The sequence below is a fragment of the Shewanella sp. KT0246 genome, from assembly GCF_019654955.1.
GTDB lineage: Bacteria > Pseudomonadota > Gammaproteobacteria > Enterobacterales > Shewanellaceae > Shewanella > Shewanella goraebulensis.
The window spans coordinates 54,505-74,000 of record NZ_BPEV01000026.1 but is presented as its reverse complement, the minus strand read 5'-3'; the positions used below and the strand labels follow the sequence as shown (position 1 = coordinate 74,000).

The window sequence follows — 19,496 nt, the reverse complement described above, 5'->3', positions numbered from 1 at the left end:
GGTCTTTAAAGACATACAGTAAACCAGCGAAAGTAAAGTTCTTCTATAAAGCGATTGAAAATAAGCGTAAAGGTTTGGCCAAAGCGACAGGTATGAATCAACAATGGTCAGGAGATATTACGTATTTAAAAGTAGGGACTAGGTGGCATTATTTAGCCGTTGTCATCGACTTGTATTCCCGCCGAGTCATAGGCTGGGCATTTGGAAAGAACAAAACAACAGAGTTGACTTTAAAGGCCTTGAAGCTAGCAATAAGAAAGCGTAAACCCAGCGAGACTGTTCTGTTTCACACCGATAGAGGGGCAGAATACAGAGCTCATGTGGTTCAACAGTATTTAGCGTGTCACAACATTAAAGCCAGCATGAACAGGCCTGGTTGTTGTACAGATAATGCAGAGGTCGAGTCTTTTTTTCATTCATTGAAAGCGGATGTAATCAGAGGAAACACATTTGAAACGAGCACTAAATTACATTCTAAGCTCAAAGGTTATTTAAACTATTTTTACAATAGACAGCGCCTGCATTCGAGCTTAGGATATAAAACACCTGTTGAATTTGAGCAGAAATTATTTTGAAAATGGACGGTGTCTATTTTATCGGGTGAAGATCACTGCTAACAGTTTTCTCGGTTTCGCTTCGCTACACATTTTAGCCCCAATTGTCGTAAATCTTCAATTATTAGGCCGTCATATTCGGCATCATATAGCCTATATTTTACAATTTATTATCGGTTGAATCGAAAATGATTAGACAGTACAAATCAGAGGATATCGAGTTAATTCTCGATATTTGGCTTAAAGCATCAATACAAGCTCATGATTTTGTCGCAGCAGAGTTTTGGGAATCTCAAGTCTCAAATATGCGTGAAATCTACATCCCAGCATCGAAGACTTATGTATTCGAAAATGAAGGTTATGTCACTGGCTTCTACTCGTTATATGAAAACCTGTTAGCTGCGATTTTTGTTTCGCCTGAACATCAAGGTCGAGGTATTGGTAAGCGATTAATTGCACATGCAAAAGGACAATGTTCGGAATTGACTTTAAACGTATACAAAGACAATGAAGCAACTTATCAATTCTATTTATCACAAGGTTTTAAGGTAGATAATGAGCATGTTTGCGAGCATACTGGTTGTGCTGAGTACGCTATGAGTATGAACACATAACAAGAGACTATGGTGCTAAATAAAGCATAGCTAGCCCAACTCACTAGGGCCCTCTATGTTTTAACGTTTGGTGCGTTTGCTAAGTTGATGTCCGTTAAAAGAGTCGATAAAGAGTGGCATTTATTTATCGATTCAAATACAGATATTCCCACTAGGGCTTATGACGTAATCATTCCAAGTGAATTGTTAGAAAGTGGACTTGCTCTGTATTTAGGTGATATTTTTCATGAAAGTGCTAGGGGGATAACACAGAGGTTATTCGCTTAAATAAAAAGTTACTCCTCTTTATCTTGCTAGCATTTTGATCTCAGTTATTTTTCAAGTAATAAGTTACCCGATTCCCTTCAAGTAATAAGTTACCCGATTCCCTTCACGTAATAAAAATAACGACTTCTCTATCAAATCGAGATATTTATACATTTTAAAATCGAAAACCATTATATTTACCTGTTTTGCATTCATCTTTAAACAGATAAAACCACACTGAAATAGTCTAATAAACCTCATTAATCACTGTTGATAACTTATACAAACCTTTGCTTGCTGTGTTAGAAAATTGAACATACACTGTTATTAAAGTGTAACTTCAATATCTTGCTGTTTTTTTTGTGTTTTTATGTTCAATAAAGCAGCAGATTTAAAGCGATAACCATAAAGGATTTAGGTATAGATATGGCAACCTCTTTCACACCCAAGGTACTTTCGTTAGCAGTGATTATCGCTGCCGCAACATTGTCAGGCTGTGAAAAGCCAGAGCCCCAAATTACGCCTAAACTAGTGGTGGTTGAGCAAGTGAACACTGCAACTGTGCCCTTATTTGGTAACTATGTTGGGGTAACTCAAGCGTCATTAGATGTTGAGGTTCGGGCGCGTGTCGACGGTTTTGTACAAGATAAAAGCTTTATTGAAGGCAGTGCGATTAAAGAAGGGGCATTACTTTATAGCATTGATAATCGTCCTTATTTAGCCGTTGTTAACAGATTAAAAGCTAACGTTGAGTCACAACAATCAGTGCTAGATAAATCCAAGCGAGACGTTGAGCGCTTAAAGCCTCTTTATGAGCAAGACGCCACCAGTCAGCTTGATTTTGATAATGCGATTTCGGTGCTTTCTCAAGCGAGGTCAAGCCTTGCCGCCAGTAAAGCAGAGCTAGAAGAAGCTGAACTTGAACTTAGCTATACCCAAATTACCTCGCCAATTTCAGGTCTGGTGAGTCGTTCTGAAGTTGATATCGGTGCATTAGTCGGTAGCAGTGGTCAATCATTATTAACCCGAGTGAAACAAGTCGACCCTATTTACGTGACCTTTAATATGTCAGCCCTTGATTACCTCAACGCTCGCCGACGTATGACAAGCTATAGCGAACAACAAGAAGCCGAAGCTGAAGGTAAAGCTGTAGAGGGATTTGTAACCATTACACTGCCAGATAACAGTGAGTATCGTTTTTTAGGGGATGTTGGTTTTACTGACCCATCAGTTAACCCTGAAACGGGTACATTCCAAGTAAGAGCTGAATTACCAAACCCAGATAGAGAGTTACTTCCAGGTCAGTACACCAATGTTCGTATTAAACTAAATGAAGTTAATAACGCGATTGTTATCCCGCAAAAGGCCACTCAAGTTGAGCAAGGCGGGGTATATGTCATGGTGGTGCTGCCTGACAATAAAGTGGAGCGTCGCTTTATTGTGATTGAGCATCAAGGCCAAATGGGCGTGGTGGTCAAAAGCGGACTAAAAGCGGGAGAACTGGTGATTGTTGAAGGTATGCATCGTGTGCGTCATGGTCAATTAGCTGAGCCATTAACTGCGGATGAGTACCTTAAAAGAGAAGATGTAATTCTTAAAGAACAAGCGCTTAAGCAACAGGAGCAAGAACAAGAACAGGAGCAAAAATAATGGCTCAGTTCTTTGTTAATCGACCTGTTTATGCGTGCGTAATTTCTATTGTCATCGTGCTACTAGGCTTAATTGCCATGTTTCAGCTGCCGATTGATCAATATCCGTATATTACGCCGCCACAGGTAAAAGTGTCAGCATCATACCCAGGTGCAACATCAACTACGGCTGCTGAATCGGTTGCCACCCCCCTTGAGCAAGAGCTTAACGGCTTGCCCAATATGATTTACATGAGTTCAAAAAGCACCAACTCTGGTAGCGCCAATGTCACTATTACGTTTGACGTGGGTACGAATCCAGATCTCGCTGCTGTTGATGTGCAAAACTCTACCCAGCAAGCGACTGGTAGTTTGCCCATTGATGTACAAACAGAAGGGGTATCGGTATCTAAAGAAGCCTCAGTAGAGTTATTAAAGCTTGCTCTAACCTCAAGTGATGAACGCTTTGATGAGATTTATTTAAGCAATTACGGCACCATAAATATTGAATCGGCGCTTAAGCGAATTCCTGGCGTTGGCCGAGTACGTAATACTGGTGCACGAAGTTATTCGATGCGAGTTTGGTTAAGACCCGATACGATGGCTGGTTATGGTTTAACCACTGCGGATGTGATTAACGCAGTAAAAGCACAAAACAAAGAATCTCCAGCGGGTTCAATTGGCTCTCAGCCAAATAGTGACTCATTGAGCATGACACTGCCAATCACAGCAGCAGGGCGTATGAGCAGTGTGCCGCAATTTAAAGAAATTATTGTTCGAGCCAATAATGATGGTTCTATCATTCGTTTACGTGACATTGCGAAGATTGAGTTAGGCTCTTCCTCTTATACCTTACAATCTCAGCTTAATGGCGCTAATGCGACTATTTTACAGGTTTACCTATTGCCTGGTGCTAATGCATTACAAGTCACCAAAAACGTTAAAGCCGAGATGGCAAAACTTGCCGAAAAATTCCCTCAAGGCATGAATTGGGAAGTGTTTTTTGATGCTTCGGTATTTATTGAAAACTCCATTGATGAAGTGGTTAAAACATTGGTGGAAGCACTGATATTAGTGATTCTGGTGGTGTATTTGTTTTTACAAAATGTGCGTGCGACGTTAATCCCGGCCATTGCCGTGCCAGTGTCGCTAATCGGCACTCTGGCCGCTATGTTAGCGTTTGGGTTTACCATTAACACAGTGAGTCTTTTAGCTTTAGTACTTGCCATTGGTATTGTGGTTGATGATGCAATTGTGGTGGTCGAGAACGTTGAGCGATTAATGAATGAAAATGGTTTATCGCCAGCAGAAGCAACTCGTTCAGCCATGAAAGAACTGTCGGGCGCGTTAGTTGCTACCAGTTTAGTGTTGGCTGCTGTATTTGTTCCAGTGTCATTCTTATCTGGGATCACCGGCATTATGTACCGCGAGTTTGCTGTGGCAATTACTGTCGCTGTTCTCATTTCAACCGTTGTTGCGCTGACATTATCTCCTGCATTGTGTGCTTTGTTATTAAGACCGGGTGATAAACCCACCTCAGGTTTTTTCAAATGGATGAACGATAAGCTTGATATCAGCACGACCAAATATACTGCGTTGGTGGCGTTAACCACTAAGCATGCGAAACGCAGTTATTTGTTGTTTGCCTTAATGGTCGGTGGTGTTTACTTCATCATGTCGACGCTGCCATCAAGCTTTATGCCTGATGAAGACCAAGGTCGTTTCTTTATTGACATGACCTTACCTGATGGCGCAACCGTTAATCGCTCACAAGCTGTGCTTAAAAAAGCCGAAGCCTATGTGTTATCCCATCCTGCCATTGCTTATTCATTTACCCTTGCGGGGGAAAATAAACGTTCAGGTTCTAACCAAGCAAACGGCCAGTTTGAGGTGATTTTAAAACCTTGGGTTGATAGAGCCGAAAGTGATGCAACTGTGCAAAAGGTCATGAAAGATATTCGTCTTTCGCTACATAACATTTTAGAAGCAGAGTTTAATCTGTATTTACCATCTGCAGTACCGGGGCTTGGTAATGGTTCTGGGGTTGAAATGGAGTTACAAGATACTTCTGGGACGAACTTTAAAGGCTTAATGGAAACCGCGGATGAATTGGTTGAAGCACTGAAGCTACAACCTGAAATTGCCTCTGCGAGTTTGTCTTTGCAGAGCGCGATTCCGCAGCTACATCTTACCGTTGATGAAGCGAAAGCCATGGCAATTGGGGTGAATGTGGCTGATATTTACAGCACGATTAAAACCTTTACTGATTCATCGACGGTAAATGACTTTAATTTATTCGGCCGTGTTTATCGAGTAAAAGTACAGGCTGAAGAGCAGTACCGTCAATTCCCTGAGCAAATAAAAGACTACTACGTTCGCTCAAATACGGGGGCAATGGTGCCAATTGGGGTGCTGGCAAAATATGACTATACGGTAGGTCCTGCAGCAGTTACGCACTATAACTTGTTCAGTAGTGCCTCGATTAATGCAACCCCAGCTCAAGGTTACGCATCGGGTGATGTGATTAAGGCCATTGAACGAGTGGCTAAACCTATGTTGCCTATTGAGTTTAGTTACGAGTGGACTGGGATTACTTATCAAGAAGTGCAATCTGCCAATCAAACGAGCATTGCTGTTTCGTTAGCGATGCTGTTTGTGTTCTTATTTTTAGCTGCTTTATATGAGAGTTGGACTATTCCCATAGCTGTACTGTTGATTGCGCCAATTGCGATGTTAGGTGCGTCATTGGGGACATTAGTTAGTGGCATGGAAAGTAACTTGTTTTTCCAAGTGGCATTTATTGCGCTTATTGGTATGGCTGCTAAAAACTCAATTTTGATTGTTGAATTTGCCAACCAGTTACATAACGACGGTAAGAGTAGACTTGATGCGGCTTTAGAGGCTGCTACCATGCGCTTTAGGCCTATTTTAATGACCTCGATGGCATTTATTCTTGGGGTATTACCATTAGTACTATCCGTTGGGCCTGGGGCTGTGAGTCGTCAAAGTATTTCTATTCCGATTTTGTGCGGTATGATTTTCGCCACCTCGATTGGTATTGTGATGGTGCCGCTATTTTTTGTGACTACAGCAGGTTGGCTTAAATCAAAAGTGTCAGCCAAAACGGTTGTATCAAGCACAACGCCAGAAACCGTTAAGGAGGCAGAATAATGTCTAGTTATCAACTTAACTTTTTGTCTCTTGAGCGTTTTGCTACTGTGCTTAATAGCAAAGTACTGAGAAAGTCTTATCCAATAGGGCATCATTTAACCTATAAGTTTGGCAGCGCTTTGCAAGCGATAGGTTTTAGTGTGCTGTTATCAAGCTGTGCTATGGGTCCTGAATATGAAAGGCCAGTGCTGGAAATCCCTGAGCAATATCATGATGACCTAGCCCAAGAGTCGCAAACAAACTTGGGTTTATCTAAATGGAAAGAATTTTATTTAGACCCAGAGCTTCAAGTGCTTATTTCTCATGCATTATCGCAAAATTTAGATTTAGAGACGGTGCGCTCTCGATTAATTGCTGCTCGTTCTAAAGTTACTGTGACTGATGCAGCCCTGTATCCATCATTAGGGCTTGAAGCTGGCGCTGAACGCTCAATTGATAGTGCAATAACCAGTACTGATCCTGACCATGGTAATGAGTTTACGCTGGATGGCGTTGTATCTTGGGAACTTGATATTTGGGGAGCGAATAGACGCAGAAGTGAAGCTGAATATGCCAATTTTATCTCGGCTCAAGATTCGTTAAACCTAGCAGTTATCAGCCTTATTAGTGATGTGGCTAGTCGCTACTATGAATGGTTAGATATCGAGCAACGCTATCAAATAGCCTTAAATACTGTTGAAATTCGTTTAAAAGAACGTGACTTGTCTCGTTTGCGTAAGAAGAACGGGGTTATTTCAGGCTTACAGGTGCGTCAAGCTGAAGTGGAATATCAAAGCGCTAAAGTGACCTTGCCCGATCTAGATTTTGAAAGAAAAGCTAAATCAAACCAGCTGAAAATATTACTAGGGGAGTTTAATTATCCGTTAGAGGTAAAAACTGGCACTGAGTTATTAGAAGATATTCAGTTATTTCCCACTACTTTTGCTGTTGGTGTGCCGTCACAAATGTTATCACAGCGTCCTGATGTCAAAGCAGCAGAGCAAGCACTCATAGCTGCTAACGCTAATGTGGGTGTAGCAAAAACAGCTTTCTTTCCACAGTTCACGATTAGCGGTAGTTACGGCACCGAAACGGATGATCTTAGCAGCATATTTGACAGCCAAGGCGTGACTTGGTCTCTATTGGGGGGCATTACTGCGCCGATTTTCAATGCTGGCAGTATTTCCGCACAATATGAGATTGCTAAGCAAGAATATAAACAGGCTAATCTAGCTTATCGTAGCATCGTGCTTCGGGCATACTTTGAAGTCAATGATGCGATGAATAGCTTTAGGCGCTCAGAGCTTGCTATTGAAGCGCAGCAAGATTTGGTAGCAGCTTCAAAAGAATACACGCGTTTGGCTATGCTGAGGTATCGTAATGGGGTATCGAGCTCGTTAGATTTAATGGATGCTCAGCGAAGCTTGTTTAACGCAGAATTAACCTTGAGCCAAGTTAGACGTGACCGTTTATTATCAATGATCACCCTTTACCGTTCATTGGGAGGAGGTGTATTGACTGAGCAAGAGCTAAAAGATGTTCATAGCGTTAATCTTGAGAAACAGTCAGTTGATGGTTCACAGAGCACTGACTGATTAAGGTGTTAACTTATCAGTATTAGTTTTTAATAAACAATGATGACAATAAAAAGAGCTAACAGGCTAAATTCTGTTAGCTCTTTTTTTGCATTCTTCATCCATTATAAAATCATTTTAGTTTATCCATTGCATTTTTAGGCTGGCTCTAGGTTCTCATTAAGGCATTTCATCTGTTTACCGTTAACCCCTCAATATTTTTTGTTGGACTTTAGGATACATTTTGATGCAAATGTTGTCCTATCCCGCTGTTTTGGTTTCAATTAAATAAACATTAGCAATCTATGTTTTTACATTTATTAAACAGTGGCGAAGAAAATTCTTGAGATTCATCGCTACACACTCATATTGGGATCGTGATCGCTATGTGAAAAAATCTTCATGGTAGACTCCTGCGCCATTAAAGATGAGATTAATTCCTATTAAGGTTTAATTAAGGATAGCGTTGATGAAACCACTTTCAGTTAAATTAATTAGTGCTGCAATTGCTGCTGCATTATCGCCTCAGGTCGTTGCAGAGACTCAAGAAGTCGTATCCAAAGAAGAAATTAAACAATCTATCTCAAACTTCCATGAAGTGATTGTTGTTTCAGGTTCTCGTATGGAACAGACGCTTGATCAAGTTGCTGGCTCTGTTGTGGTTATTGATGAAGAAGCTATTGCCCGCAATATGAGCACTGATTTTTCAACTTTGTTCCGCAATGAAGCGGCTGTTGATGTTAAAGGCGGAGCAGGTAAACCAAGCTCGGTGACTATCCGTGGTATTGGTGGCAACCGTGTCATGATGGTGAAGGATGGCGTTCGTGTAAATAACCAATATGCTTCACCATTAGGTCCTGGTGCTGAAGGTACAGGCCGTGGTTTAACTGAAGTAGAAGGCTTAAAGCAAGTCGAAGTTTTAAAAGCTGCAGCATCAACTATGTACGGTTCAGATGCACTTGGCGGTGTATTAGTGATGACATCAAAAGATGCTGATGACTATTTACGAGGCGAAGATTACTACTTCTCAGCTAATGCGGGTTACACCGGCATGAATGATGAGTATAGTGCAGGTTTTACCAGTGCGTTTTCTGCAGGTAATTTTGATAACTTAGTGACGTATCAACGTCGTGAAGGTGAAGAGCAACAAAACTACAGTGAAACACTTCCTGATAGTGATTTGGTGACAGATAGCTTCTTAATTAAAAGTAAATATCACTTCAATGATGACACTAACTTGCAGTTAACTGTTGATTATATGAATCAGCAGCTTGACCGCTGGGAAAACACATTTGATAGTGCAGGAAATAGCTCTATTGACTATGATCGTCAAACACAATCATTAAACACTTCGCTACGTTTACGCTCTACTAAAGACCGAGTAATTCACGACAATGTCGATTTCGTTTTGTATTACGGTAAAACAGATCAAAGTGAGAAGCGTGATTACTACAATGGTGCTAACGGTGAGGCTCGTGATATTTATGAGCACAGAGATTACCAGTTTGATGAATACCGTGTAGGTTTTGCCAGTACTTTTAGCAAATCTTTATCCCTAACGGGTCATGACCACAACATTATTTATGGTGTGGATGTTGAGCAATCAGAAATGAGCCGTCCACGTGATTACCAAGTGGTTGACGATGCGGGTAACTGGTCTCCTTCAGATACTGATACTTTCTCGTTTGCTGATACTAAAAGTTTACGTGTAGGTGCTTTCATCCAAGATGACATTACTTTCTACGATGGTAAGTTAAACGCGATTTTAGGTCTGCGTTATGACTACTTTAAAAATACGCCTGATCAAAACCAAGCTGAAGAAGCGGGCCGCGACCCAGCTGATTTTGAAGAAATGAGTGATGGCTTTTGGTCGCCGAAACTAGGCCTTGTTTACCACATGACGCCGAACGTCAATGTGTATGCTCAGTACGCTTACGGTTACAAAATGCCTACGCCAGATCAAAAATGGGGTGAGCTTGAAGTTAAAGATGGCAAAATGCCATTCCCAGTAATGATCCAAGCGAACTACGATTTAGAGTCTGAATCAAGCCATACTATCGAGCTGGGTGTACGTGGTCATCACGGCGATACTCAATACGAATTCACTACTTTCTATACTCAAGCAAATGACTATATCGACTGGGAATTTGTTGGCTGTGGCGGGCCTTTAGGTTGTGTACTTCCACAATCACTTGAATACCAATACACAAACTTTGATGAAGTGACTTTGTATGGTGCTGAAGCGTCATTTAGTCAGTGGCTGAGTGACGAGATCGAAATTTGGGGTAACATTGCTTACACTCATGGCGAAGATCAAAACGGTGATTACTTAAATTCAGTTAGCCCGCTTAAAGGTAATGTGGGTGTAAATTACTATACATACCTTGCCAATACCGAAATGGACTTTGGTTTGACAGTACGTTTTGCTGACCATATGGATCGCACTACTGATTTAGATATTTTCCCGGGTAATATTCCTGGAATGGATTTCAATGAAGTATTTAATACCGCAGGTTACGCAGTCTTTGATGTCACGGCTAACTTTGTTTTAAGTGAAAACTGGTCAGTACGCTCAGGGGTATTCAACGTGTTTGACACTGAGTACATCGATTATGCTGATGTTGCTGGTCAATCAAAATTCCTGATGTCCAACTTAGGTGTGACTGAAGAAACTTATAGCCAACCTGGACGTTACTTCAGCGTTAAATTGAACTACACGTTTTAAGTGATGGTGATTTGATATCTGTTATCACTATTGCCACTTAATCAACTGGTAATAGTTCAAAAAAGCCTTAAATTCTATTTGAATTTAAGGCTTTTTTATTGTCGCTAGGTTTTTACCGCCTAAGTTAAAACGAAGAAGCTTATTTGATATAGCTTAAGCGTTAACTTGTTTAATCTAAGTAGCTACTCAAGTCACTGCCGACAGGGATAACGACTTCTTGCTGCTTGCCATGGAATAAATAGGCTTCTTTATCGCCGACCAAGGTTAAAGTATCACCACGTCGCCAAAGTGCTGTACCTTCCTGAATACCAATCACTGGCGTAATAGGGTCAACTAAGGTGAACTCAAGTAATCGTTGTGCTCGAGTTTCGCCATTATGACCAGGTGCTTGATAGTTGGTGTAGTGCGGGTTTAGTTGAAATGGAAGCAGTTTAAGGCCCGTAAAGGATGCAGGTTCAACAATTGGCATATCGTTTGTGGTACGAATACTTAAACCTGTGATGTTAGAACCTGCGCTCCAACCAATATAAGGCTTACCATTAGTGACTTGTTCATTGATTAAATGGATTAGGTCGTAGCGATAAAGTTCGTTTAATAGCTGGAAAGTATTACCACCGCCAACTAAAATTCCATCTGCGTCTTTTATGGCTTGTTTCGGGTCACTGTATTGATGAATGCTACTGACTTCAATTTTCAGTGGTGACAAACCTTCGGTGACCATTGCAAGGTATTTATCATAGTCAACACTCACGCCTGCGTAGGGAATAAACACCCATTTTTTAGCATGGGTTGTCAGTGGTTTGATGTAATCAATGGCATGGGCTAAATAAGCGGTATTGCCTTCACGAGAACTGCTCAACATCAATGCATTCATAGCCATGTAAATATCCTTAACTGGTTAATTATTAACTTCTTATTCTGGTATACACCGATATTAACAAAGATTAATCGCTTTCCATAACTTAACTAATGACTTGGGCGTAAATGAGTGTAAATTTTAAGTTTAGATTAATGCAAGCTACCTAGACTCTGCGACAAACAAGCGACACATTCAGGTTAGGTAAGGCTTGCTGTGATATTTTTTTCAAAGTAGTCGACATTTTATGTCTATTTTTGACATTCGACCCTTGAAAAACAATTTTTAGGACATATTATGTCGTTAAGTGTTCATCGATTGTTTGATTAAGACAGACGAAAAAAATGTAAACAGTACCGCGATTAACGCGAACTGATGGGTTCAATATTTAAGTTTAAAGCGGCATCTGTGCCAGATAGGAGTTGTAATGTTACGTATTATGTTATTGATTGGAACTAACTTAGCGATTTTGCTAGTAGCTTCAATTGTTATGTCTCTACTTGGAGTGAGCACTTCAAGCATGAGCGGGTTATTAATTTTTGCTGCAATGTTTGGTTTTGGTGGTGCATTCATCAGTTTAGCGATTTCTAAGTGGATGGCTAAAAAGACCATGGGTTGTGAGGTTATTACATCACCACGTGATAACACTGAACGTTGGTTGGTTGACACCGTTGCTCGTCAAGCAGAGCAAGCTGGTATCAAAATGCCAGAAGTGGCGATTTACCAATCACCAGAAATGAATGCTTTTGCCACTGGCCCAAGCAAAGACAATGCATTGGTCGCGGTAAGTTCTGGTCTACTTTATGGTATGACTCAAGACGAAATTGAAGGCGTGCTAGCGCACGAAGTTAGCCACGTTGCCAATGGCGATATGGTGACACTGACCCTAATTCAAGGCGTGGTAAACACCTTCGTTATCTTTGCTGCCCGTGTTGTAGCAGGTATCGTGAACAACGTAGTGGCTAACAACAGTGAAGACGGTGAAGGCCTAGGTATGTTTGCTTATATGGCGGTTGTTTTCGTCATGGACATGTTATTTGGTATTTTAGCGTCAATGATTGTGGCTTACTTCTCACGTATCCGTGAATTTAAAGCTGATGAAGGCGCTGCGAAACTAGCCGGAAAGCACAAAATGATTGCTGCATTAGAGCGCTTAAAAACGGGCCCTGAAGCAGGCGCAATGCCAGCACAAATGTCAGCACTAGGTATTAATGGTAAAGGTTCAATGGCTGAATTCTTAATGAGCCATCCACCTCTTGATAAGCGTATTAGCGCTCTTAAGAACAGCTAATATCTTAATATGATTAACAAAAGGAGCCTTGTGGCTCCTTTTTTATTGCTTTCTTTTTACTCTTGAACGAGTAGAATAACCTCGACTTTAATATTGCGGATACAAAGAGTGACGCATGTTAAGGGGTTGGTGCAGTTATTAGTTGTTAGTTATTAGTTATTAGTGGTTACTTTTGCTGTTGCTAAAATAACCAGTGTTAGCTAAGTTTATAGCTGAGCCATAAATGTCGTGCTGATAACCGATATCGAAGAAAGCCACTTGATGAGAGCTTTCTCGATTATCACAAATGGAGGGTATTATAGTGAGCAATAAAATTCTTGTAGCATTGTTTGCAGCAGCTCTTGCTGTACTAACTTTGTCATCAAATGCTTTTGCCGCAGATGAAAATCTTGCTGATTTCCACGCTGAGATGGGTGGTTGTGAAAGCTGTCACGCTGACGGCGAGCCTTCAGCAGATGGTGAGTATGAGTTCGAACAGTGTCAAAGCTGTCACGGAACACTTGCTGAAATGGACGATAATCACGCACCGCATGATGGAATGCTAATGTGTGCAGATTGTCACGCACCACATGACATGAATGTTGGCGATGTACCAACATGTGATAGCTGTCATGATGATGGGCGTTCTGCTCAGTAGTTTCGATAACTTGATTGCTATTTTTCATCGGTGCTGATTATGAGTACGATGCAAAAAAGTTTAAAAAAGCGCCGTTGATGTTGGCGCTTTTTTTATGGCTTTAAATACAGTTTGTCGTCAAACTTTAATTTGAAGTTCAAAACATTCTCAAAATTACTCTCTTCTTGTACCTCTAAAGAGGTATTTATAATCGTTTGTTTTCAATGGTTTGCGCAAACTTGGTGCGAAATGGTGCACTTATGTTGCACAGTTCTTAGCGCTTCTCTTTTACTTTTTTGTTAAACCCTTGTTAAATCATTACCTTAGTAATTGGCACAACTTTTGCGATGTTATTGACATAAAATTTTGTCAGTAAAGGGAAGTTGCATGTCTAATATCCAATCTAGTTGTGCTTATTGTGGAGTTGGCTGTGGCGTTACTATCTCACCGAAATCAAACTCTTTAAACTCAAGTTCGCTAAATGCTGGTTCTCAAAAATCAACTGCATTTAATGCAAATTTTGAGTTGATTGGCGATCAAGCCCATCCAGCCAATAAAGGTCAGCTTTGTGCAAAAGGCGAACGACTCATCGAGAGTCTGGTTCAGCCTAATACTTTGCGCTACCCCAAATTAAAATCAGGCAAACCAGTTTCTTGGGATGCAGCGCTGAATACAGTGGCAGAGACTTTTAAGCAAACAATTGCAGAACATGGGCCAGATTCAGTAGCCTTTTACCTTTCAGGCCAATTGCTGACTGAAGACTACTATGTTGCAAATAAACTGGCCAAAGGCTTTATTGGTACTGCCAATGTAGATACAAATTCGCGTTTATGTATGTCTTCGGCGGTTAGTGGACATATGCGCGCCTTCGGCGAAGATGTGGTGCCAGGTTGTTATGAAGATTTTGAACTTGCCGATGTGATTGTATTAGTCGGTGCCAATAGCGCTTGGACTCACCCAGTGCTATTCCAGCGCATGATAAAAAACCGTGAACAGCGTGGCACAAAAATCGTTGTGATTGATCCTGCTAAAACCGCGACTTCAAGTCAGGCAGATTTACATTTACAAATTGCCCCAGGTACTGACAGTTTACTATTTAATGGTTTGCTGCAGTTTATTGCCGATAATGATGCTGCTGATACCGATTACATTGCGGCGCATACTCAAGGTATTGAAGCTGTGCTGACTGAACTGTCACACGATAAGCAACAATTTGAAGTGGATAATCTAGCCACTTCATTGGGGTTATCAACCAGTGAGTTGCTGCATTTTTACCAATTATTCATTGGAAATGAAAAAGTAATGACAGCCAGTTGTCAGGGGGTAAATCAGTCGGTTTTAGGAACTGATACCACCAATGCGATGATCAATTGCCATTTAGCATTAGCACATATCGGTAAGCCTGGTAGCGGCTTCTTTTCTCTCACAGGACAACCCAATGCAATGGGGGGCCGCGAAGTCGGTGGTTTAGCTACGCAGCTTGCTTGTCATATGGGCTTTACTGATGCTGAACGTCAATTGCTTGCTGACTTTTGGCATACCGATGATAAGAGCGGTGTTATTGCTAAAGAAAAAGGTTTAACCGCTGTTGAGCTTTTTGATGCCATGGCTGAAGGAAAAATTAAAGCGGTATGGATTATGGGAACTAACCCGTTAGTGTCGCTACCTAATACTGCTAAAATTCAGCAGGCATTCGATGCTTGTCCTTTTGTAGTGGTATCTGATATTACTCAAGATGCAGCAACGGCCAAACAAGCGGATATTTTGTTGCCTGCATTAGGTTGGTCAGAAAAGTGCGGCACTGTGACCAATAGTGAAAGAGTCATTACTCGCCAGCGTGGTTTTATCCCAACAAAAGGTGAGGCTAAAGCTGATTGGTGGGCACTTGCTGAAGTTGCTAAATTAATGGGCTTTGAAAATGAATTTGATTTCAAAAATAGCGCTGCAGTATTTAAGGAATTTGCACAATTATCAAAAGCCGTAAAAAGCCGTTTTCCTGAAAAAAAATTCGACTTAACTGGCATGAGTGATTTAACGGATGAGCAATATGATGGTTTAAAGCCGACTCAATGGCCTGTGGCAGATACCTCACAACTAGGTCAATCGAATCAAAGAGTTTATCAAAATGGCTTATTCTCAACCCCAAGCCAAAAAGCGCAATTTATAACCACTGCACATTCAACAGCAGTTAGTATGGCCACTGAAGTTGTTAATCAGCATCAAATTAAATTAAACAGTGGTCGCAGCCGCGATCAATGGCACACCATGACACGTACTGGTCATATTGCCAGTCTTCGCGCCAGTATTCCTGAGCCATTCATTGCAATGCACCCGTTAAAAATCAAGCAACTTGATTTACAAAATGGTGACTTGGTCAGTTTTGAAACTGAAGTTGATGATGCCGAAACTGTTAGTAGAAAAGTTGCTGCTGCCAGAGTTGTTTCTGATGAGAATCAAGCTCCAGATATTGCGTTTATGCCAATGCATTGGTCGTCGCAATTTTCAGTTGGCGATGGGGTTAATCAGGCTTTAAACAGCGATGTTGACCCAGTATCAAAGCAACCTGCTTTTAAGTGTCAAACCGTTAGCATTTCAAAAGTTTATGCCGCACTGCAAGGGGTTATTTTTGGTGAGCATGACCCTGAATTTAATGGAACTTGCTGGAACGTGCAGCAGTCATTATCACAAGGCGAGTGTTTTCACATTGCTTTTAGTGATGCAGAGCAAGGTTTTGGGTTCCAATCGACGCTTTATTCTCTTAAATGGACCATCAGTTTATTCAGTAAGCAACTTATTCATGTGCAATGCAATATTCATAAAGGTCTGCTGGTATCGCTAAAATTGTTAAGCGAACAACAGGTTGAAGTGGCGCTTGAACCTATGCACTTGCTTATTGGAAAAGAAGTCGATACTGCCTTAATGCAGCAATTGCATCAGTTAATCAAAGCAGGTAACAGCCCACTTATTTGTGCATGTACAGGCGTTACGGAAGCTAAAATTCAAGATGCTATGCTGCAAAAACTCGACAACACCGTATTTAATAAACGCAGCGCAACAGACAATATTTCAATTAACCAAGCTGACTTTAATGCAGCACTTAGTGAAACTCAGGCAGAACTTGGATGCGGAAAACAATGCGGCAGTTGTCATAGTGAAGTCGTCCAATGTGCCAATGATATTTGGTTAGTTGGGCTTGAAGATATGGCTATTGAAACCAAAAATTCTGAAAATGAAGCGAAAACGCCAGCGGTAGCCACTCAAAACACTGAAGTAAAAGCAAAACCAGAAAACACCAAGAAAAGTCCGACAAAATCTACACAAGAGGAGGTGGCGTGATGAGCCATTCATTTAATAAGTTAGTTAACTTTAATCAGGCCATAACCTCTTTAAACCAAGCGGATGAAAATCAATTAGGCGCAGGTGAAGTTGAAATTGTTGGAGCAGGTTGTGGACAACTGGATTTGATGACGATTAAAGCAGCGCGGATTGTTTCTCAAGCCGAAGCGTTAGTTTATGACAGCTTAGTCAGCAGCGATATTCTTTCTCTAGTGTCACCAGAGTGTCAACGCCATTTTGTCGGCAAGCGTTGCGGTCAACCTAGCTATAAACAAGATGATATTAATGCTTTGCTGGCAAAACTTGCGCTTCAAGGGTTAAAGGTAGTGCGTTTAAAAGGTGGCGACCCGCATATTTTTGGCCGCGGAGCTGAAGAGTCTATTTACCTTGCTAAAAAAGGGGTAGTGAGTCGATTTACACCCGGAGTAACAGCAGCATTAGGTTGTGCATCTACCACAGGTATTCCTTTAACGTATCGAGGCACCGCGCGTTCAGTCACCTTAGTAACAGGTACACGGTTTATTAGTGAAGGTAATCATCAAGCGCCAACACAATGGAAAGCCTTGCTTGCTGCAGAATCAACCTTAGTTTTTTATATGGGCAAAGAACAAGCCACTGCAATTTCAGCAGGTTTATTGGCGGTGGATGCACCTGCTCAACTTCCTGTTGCATTTGTGACCAACGGTGGCAGACCGAATCAGTTAGTGACATTCGCTAATGTGAACAACATGGCTGACAAAGCACAAACCATTAAAGGCAGCGGTCCGACACTAATTATTATTGGGGACGTCGTTGCCGTTGGCCAAGAGTTAACAGCGTTACTTGATGATATTGATACTCACTCTGCTGATGCCAATTTAGCAAATAACAGTATGGCTGATTACCATCTAGATGAGGTTGTAAATGGTTGAACAACATGATGAGACCATGCTGACAGCCGAAGGTTATGATACCCGTAAATTGGTTAAAACCTTGGGGAAAGGCATTAAAGGCTGTCGCAGCTTAAACTTTGCTGAGGCGTCACATTTAATCACAGCTTATGCTAAAGGTGATGTAACTAATAGCCAAATGGCAGCTGCAATGATGTTGATGCGTGTTCGTGGTGAATCCATTGAAGAATTGGCGGGTGTCGCTGCAGGTCTAAAAAAATTAGTCCCACCTCAGTGGCAATCAATTAAAGCTGATATCGACTGGCCAGTTTACGCGGGTAAGCGCGAGCAATTACCATGGTTATTATTAGCCGCTAAAACACTCGCGAAAAATGGCAAAACCATTATCTTACATGGTGATAGTCAATCCTTGCCTCATCGTCGACATGTTGAAGCTTTTATTTCTGCGCTAGATATTCCACGCTGTTTTACCGCAGAACAAGCGAAATCCAACTTAGCGTCTTCTGGGGTTATCTACGTTAATTCTGCTGATATTGTTCCTGTACTTAATGATTGTCGCTGCTTACACCAAGAATTGGGGCTTCGAAGTTTAATTCAAATGTCAGTTCGTTGTATTAATCCAACTAATGCTGCATTTAGTTTACGCAGCTATTTTCATCCCGGTTTAGATAAGCAGCACCAACAAGTAGCAATGTTGCTGGCTGCACAACAAGTACCTAATGGAACTGAAAAACCTGCCAATATTGCCATTTTTAAAGGTTTGCAGGGTGAAACAGAGATTAACCCGAGAGTGACCACTCAGTTAAGCTTGCTGCGTTTTAGTGCTAACGGTACTCAGTTTACCTCTAAAACTGAGCAGTTGGACATGCCCACACAGCTTGAGGCTTTTGTTGGTGCAAAAGTAGGGCAGTCTGATTTGCCTGCATACTTGCTTGCACAGTTGTGGCGCGGTGTTGATATTAACGAAACCGAACTGACAGATTTACAGTTGCAACAAGCCATTAGCAGTATTATTGCAACAATGGCCTTAGTGTACGCCTTGTTATCACCTTCGTTAACCATTGAAAAGGCAATTGAAAGAGCCAATAAAGACTGGCTTCTTCGCAATAATAGCGCCTCTTTTAAAGATGACTTAAGCCAAACTGGTGAGACGTTTATGAACTCTTATCAAGCGGATGCTAATGTTTGTGAGCAGCGCCCATGAAGTTATTGATTTCAGGAGTTTTAGCGAATTTAATATCGTGTTTTTTAACCATAACGTTCGGAGCTAATTCATGGTTAATTTAGTTTATCGTGACCCTTCGTTTAAAAATGAAGATTTGTTTGTTGATTGTATGTCTGAACTGAGTTCTGTTGAGCCTTGTGTCGAGATGAGCTCACTAAGTCAGTTAGAACGCCAAGCCATGAAAGGTAATGGTTTGTGCTTGGTGTTTTTTACTGAAGCGCTACAACCGATGCAACAAGTTTTTATTGAGCGATTACTAGCAAGTACTGCATTGCCAATAATCGTTAATGCTTACGCTTGGGACGAGAGTCATCTTGAGAACCTATTAAAGTGTGGTCGAGTCACTTTTGTGCCAGAGAAAATGACTCCTAAGCGATTAAATTCATTAGTCGGCTTAGCAAAAATTCGCTTTAACAGTGCGTCTAATATGCTTGAAAAGGTCAAGCTACTTGATGCCAAATGTACAGGTTTAAAACTCATGTCTAAGGCCAAGTCAATGCTACAAAGACAAGGTATTTCTGAATCACAAGCTCATGAATTAATTCAAAAACAGGCGATGGATAGAAGTATTAGTCTTGCTGATATGGCGCAGCAGATCATTTCTGCCGCGCAACAACTTGAGGCAAAGAAGATGCATCAGTTTGGTGCAACTGCTCCTGCGGTGAACAAGGAAGCCTAAGCGTATATATTTCACATGACTTTAAGTGATTAATTATCAGTGGGTTACATTATTTATCGGGTTGGCATAGTCGATGCAATATGTAAATACATGTAGTGAGACATTTATCCAA

General features: G+C 41.2%; 14 protein-coding genes. 13 read left to right on the top strand and 1 reads right to left on the bottom strand.

Going from position 1 to position 19,496, the window contains the following annotated elements; translation table 11 throughout:
• The 7 genes from K5Q58_RS14020 to K5Q58_RS13990 form a co-directional block, all read left to right on the top strand.
• The coding region (locus tag K5Q58_RS14020) for an IS3 family transposase (protein ID WP_220754538.1) at positions 1-575 on the top strand (575 nt) is incomplete at its 5' end.
• 167 nt (positions 576-742) lie between these two features.
• Positions 743-1,168 carry an N-acetyltransferase gene (locus K5Q58_RS14015; protein ID WP_220754537.1) on the top strand — a complete coding sequence of 142 codons (426 nt, stop codon included), beginning with the start codon at positions 743-745 and terminating at the stop codon, positions 1,166-1,168.
• Positions 1,169-1,255: 87 nt separating this feature from the next.
• A complete protein-coding gene (locus K5Q58_RS14010; RefSeq protein WP_220754536.1) occupies positions 1,256-1,435 on the top strand; it encodes a hypothetical protein in 180 nt (59 codons plus the stop codon).
• A gap of 405 nt (positions 1,436-1,840) precedes the next feature.
• A complete protein-coding gene (locus K5Q58_RS14005) occupies positions 1,841-3,064 on the top strand; it encodes an efflux RND transporter periplasmic adaptor subunit (protein WP_220754535.1) in 1,224 nt (407 codons plus the stop codon).
• Entirely contained in the window at positions 3,064-6,213 is a 3,150-nt protein-coding gene (locus K5Q58_RS14000; protein ID WP_220754534.1) for an efflux RND transporter permease subunit, read from the top strand. The genes K5Q58_RS14005 and K5Q58_RS14000 overlap by 1 nt, the downstream gene beginning before the upstream one ends.
• Positions 6,213-7,787: an efflux transporter outer membrane subunit gene (locus K5Q58_RS13995; RefSeq protein ID WP_220754533.1), complete on the top strand. Its 1,575-nt coding sequence runs from the start codon at positions 6,213-6,215 to the stop codon at positions 7,785-7,787. The genes K5Q58_RS14000 and K5Q58_RS13995 overlap by 1 nt, the downstream gene beginning before the upstream one ends.
• A 448-nt stretch (positions 7,788-8,235) precedes the next feature.
• Complete coding sequence (locus tag K5Q58_RS13990) at positions 8,236-10,491, top strand: TonB-dependent hemoglobin/transferrin/lactoferrin family receptor (RefSeq protein WP_220754532.1); 2,256 nt, start codon at positions 8,236-8,238, stop codon at positions 10,489-10,491.
• A gap of 169 nt (positions 10,492-10,660) precedes the next feature.
• On the opposite strand, the gene pepE is transcribed toward K5Q58_RS13990, so the two are convergent.
• Positions 10,661-11,371 (bottom strand): dipeptidase PepE, encoded by a 711-nt coding sequence (gene pepE / locus K5Q58_RS13985; RefSeq protein ID WP_220754531.1) that lies wholly within the window; start codon positions 11,369-11,371, stop codon positions 10,661-10,663.
• 403 nt (positions 11,372-11,774) lie between these two features.
• Here pepE and htpX point away from each other — a divergent pair, with 403 nt between their 5' ends.
• From htpX to K5Q58_RS13955, 6 genes are all read left to right on the top strand, one after another.
• Positions 11,775-12,638 carry a protease HtpX gene (gene htpX, locus K5Q58_RS13980; RefSeq protein ID WP_220754530.1) on the top strand — a complete coding sequence of 288 codons (864 nt, stop codon included), beginning with the start codon at positions 11,775-11,777 and terminating at the stop codon, positions 12,636-12,638.
• A 301-nt stretch (positions 12,639-12,939) separates the two neighbouring features.
• Positions 12,940-13,275, top strand: coding sequence for a cytochrome c3 family protein (locus K5Q58_RS13975; RefSeq protein ID WP_102529272.1), 336 nt, complete (start codon positions 12,940-12,942; stop codon positions 13,273-13,275).
• A 366-nt stretch (positions 13,276-13,641) separates the two neighbouring features.
• Positions 13,642-16,590, top strand: a complete 2,949-nt coding sequence (locus K5Q58_RS13970) for a nitrate reductase (protein ID WP_220754529.1) — start codon at positions 13,642-13,644, stop codon at positions 16,588-16,590.
• On the top strand, positions 16,590-17,501 hold the full coding sequence (gene cobA, locus K5Q58_RS13965) for a uroporphyrinogen-III C-methyltransferase (RefSeq protein ID WP_220754528.1): 912 nt from the start codon (positions 16,590-16,592) through the stop codon (positions 17,499-17,501). The genes K5Q58_RS13970 and cobA overlap by 1 nt, the downstream gene beginning before the upstream one ends.
• Positions 17,494-18,684 (top strand): glycosyl transferase, encoded by a 1,191-nt coding sequence (locus K5Q58_RS13960; protein ID WP_220754527.1) that lies wholly within the window; start codon positions 17,494-17,496, stop codon positions 18,682-18,684. Before cobA ends, K5Q58_RS13960 begins: the two co-directional genes overlap by 8 nt.
• A 70-nt stretch (positions 18,685-18,754) precedes the next feature.
• Positions 18,755-19,384 carry an ANTAR domain-containing response regulator gene (locus K5Q58_RS13955; protein ID WP_220754526.1) on the top strand — a complete coding sequence of 210 codons (630 nt, stop codon included), beginning with the start codon at positions 18,755-18,757 and terminating at the stop codon, positions 19,382-19,384.
• The last annotated feature ends 112 nt before the right edge of the window (positions 19,385-19,496 follow it).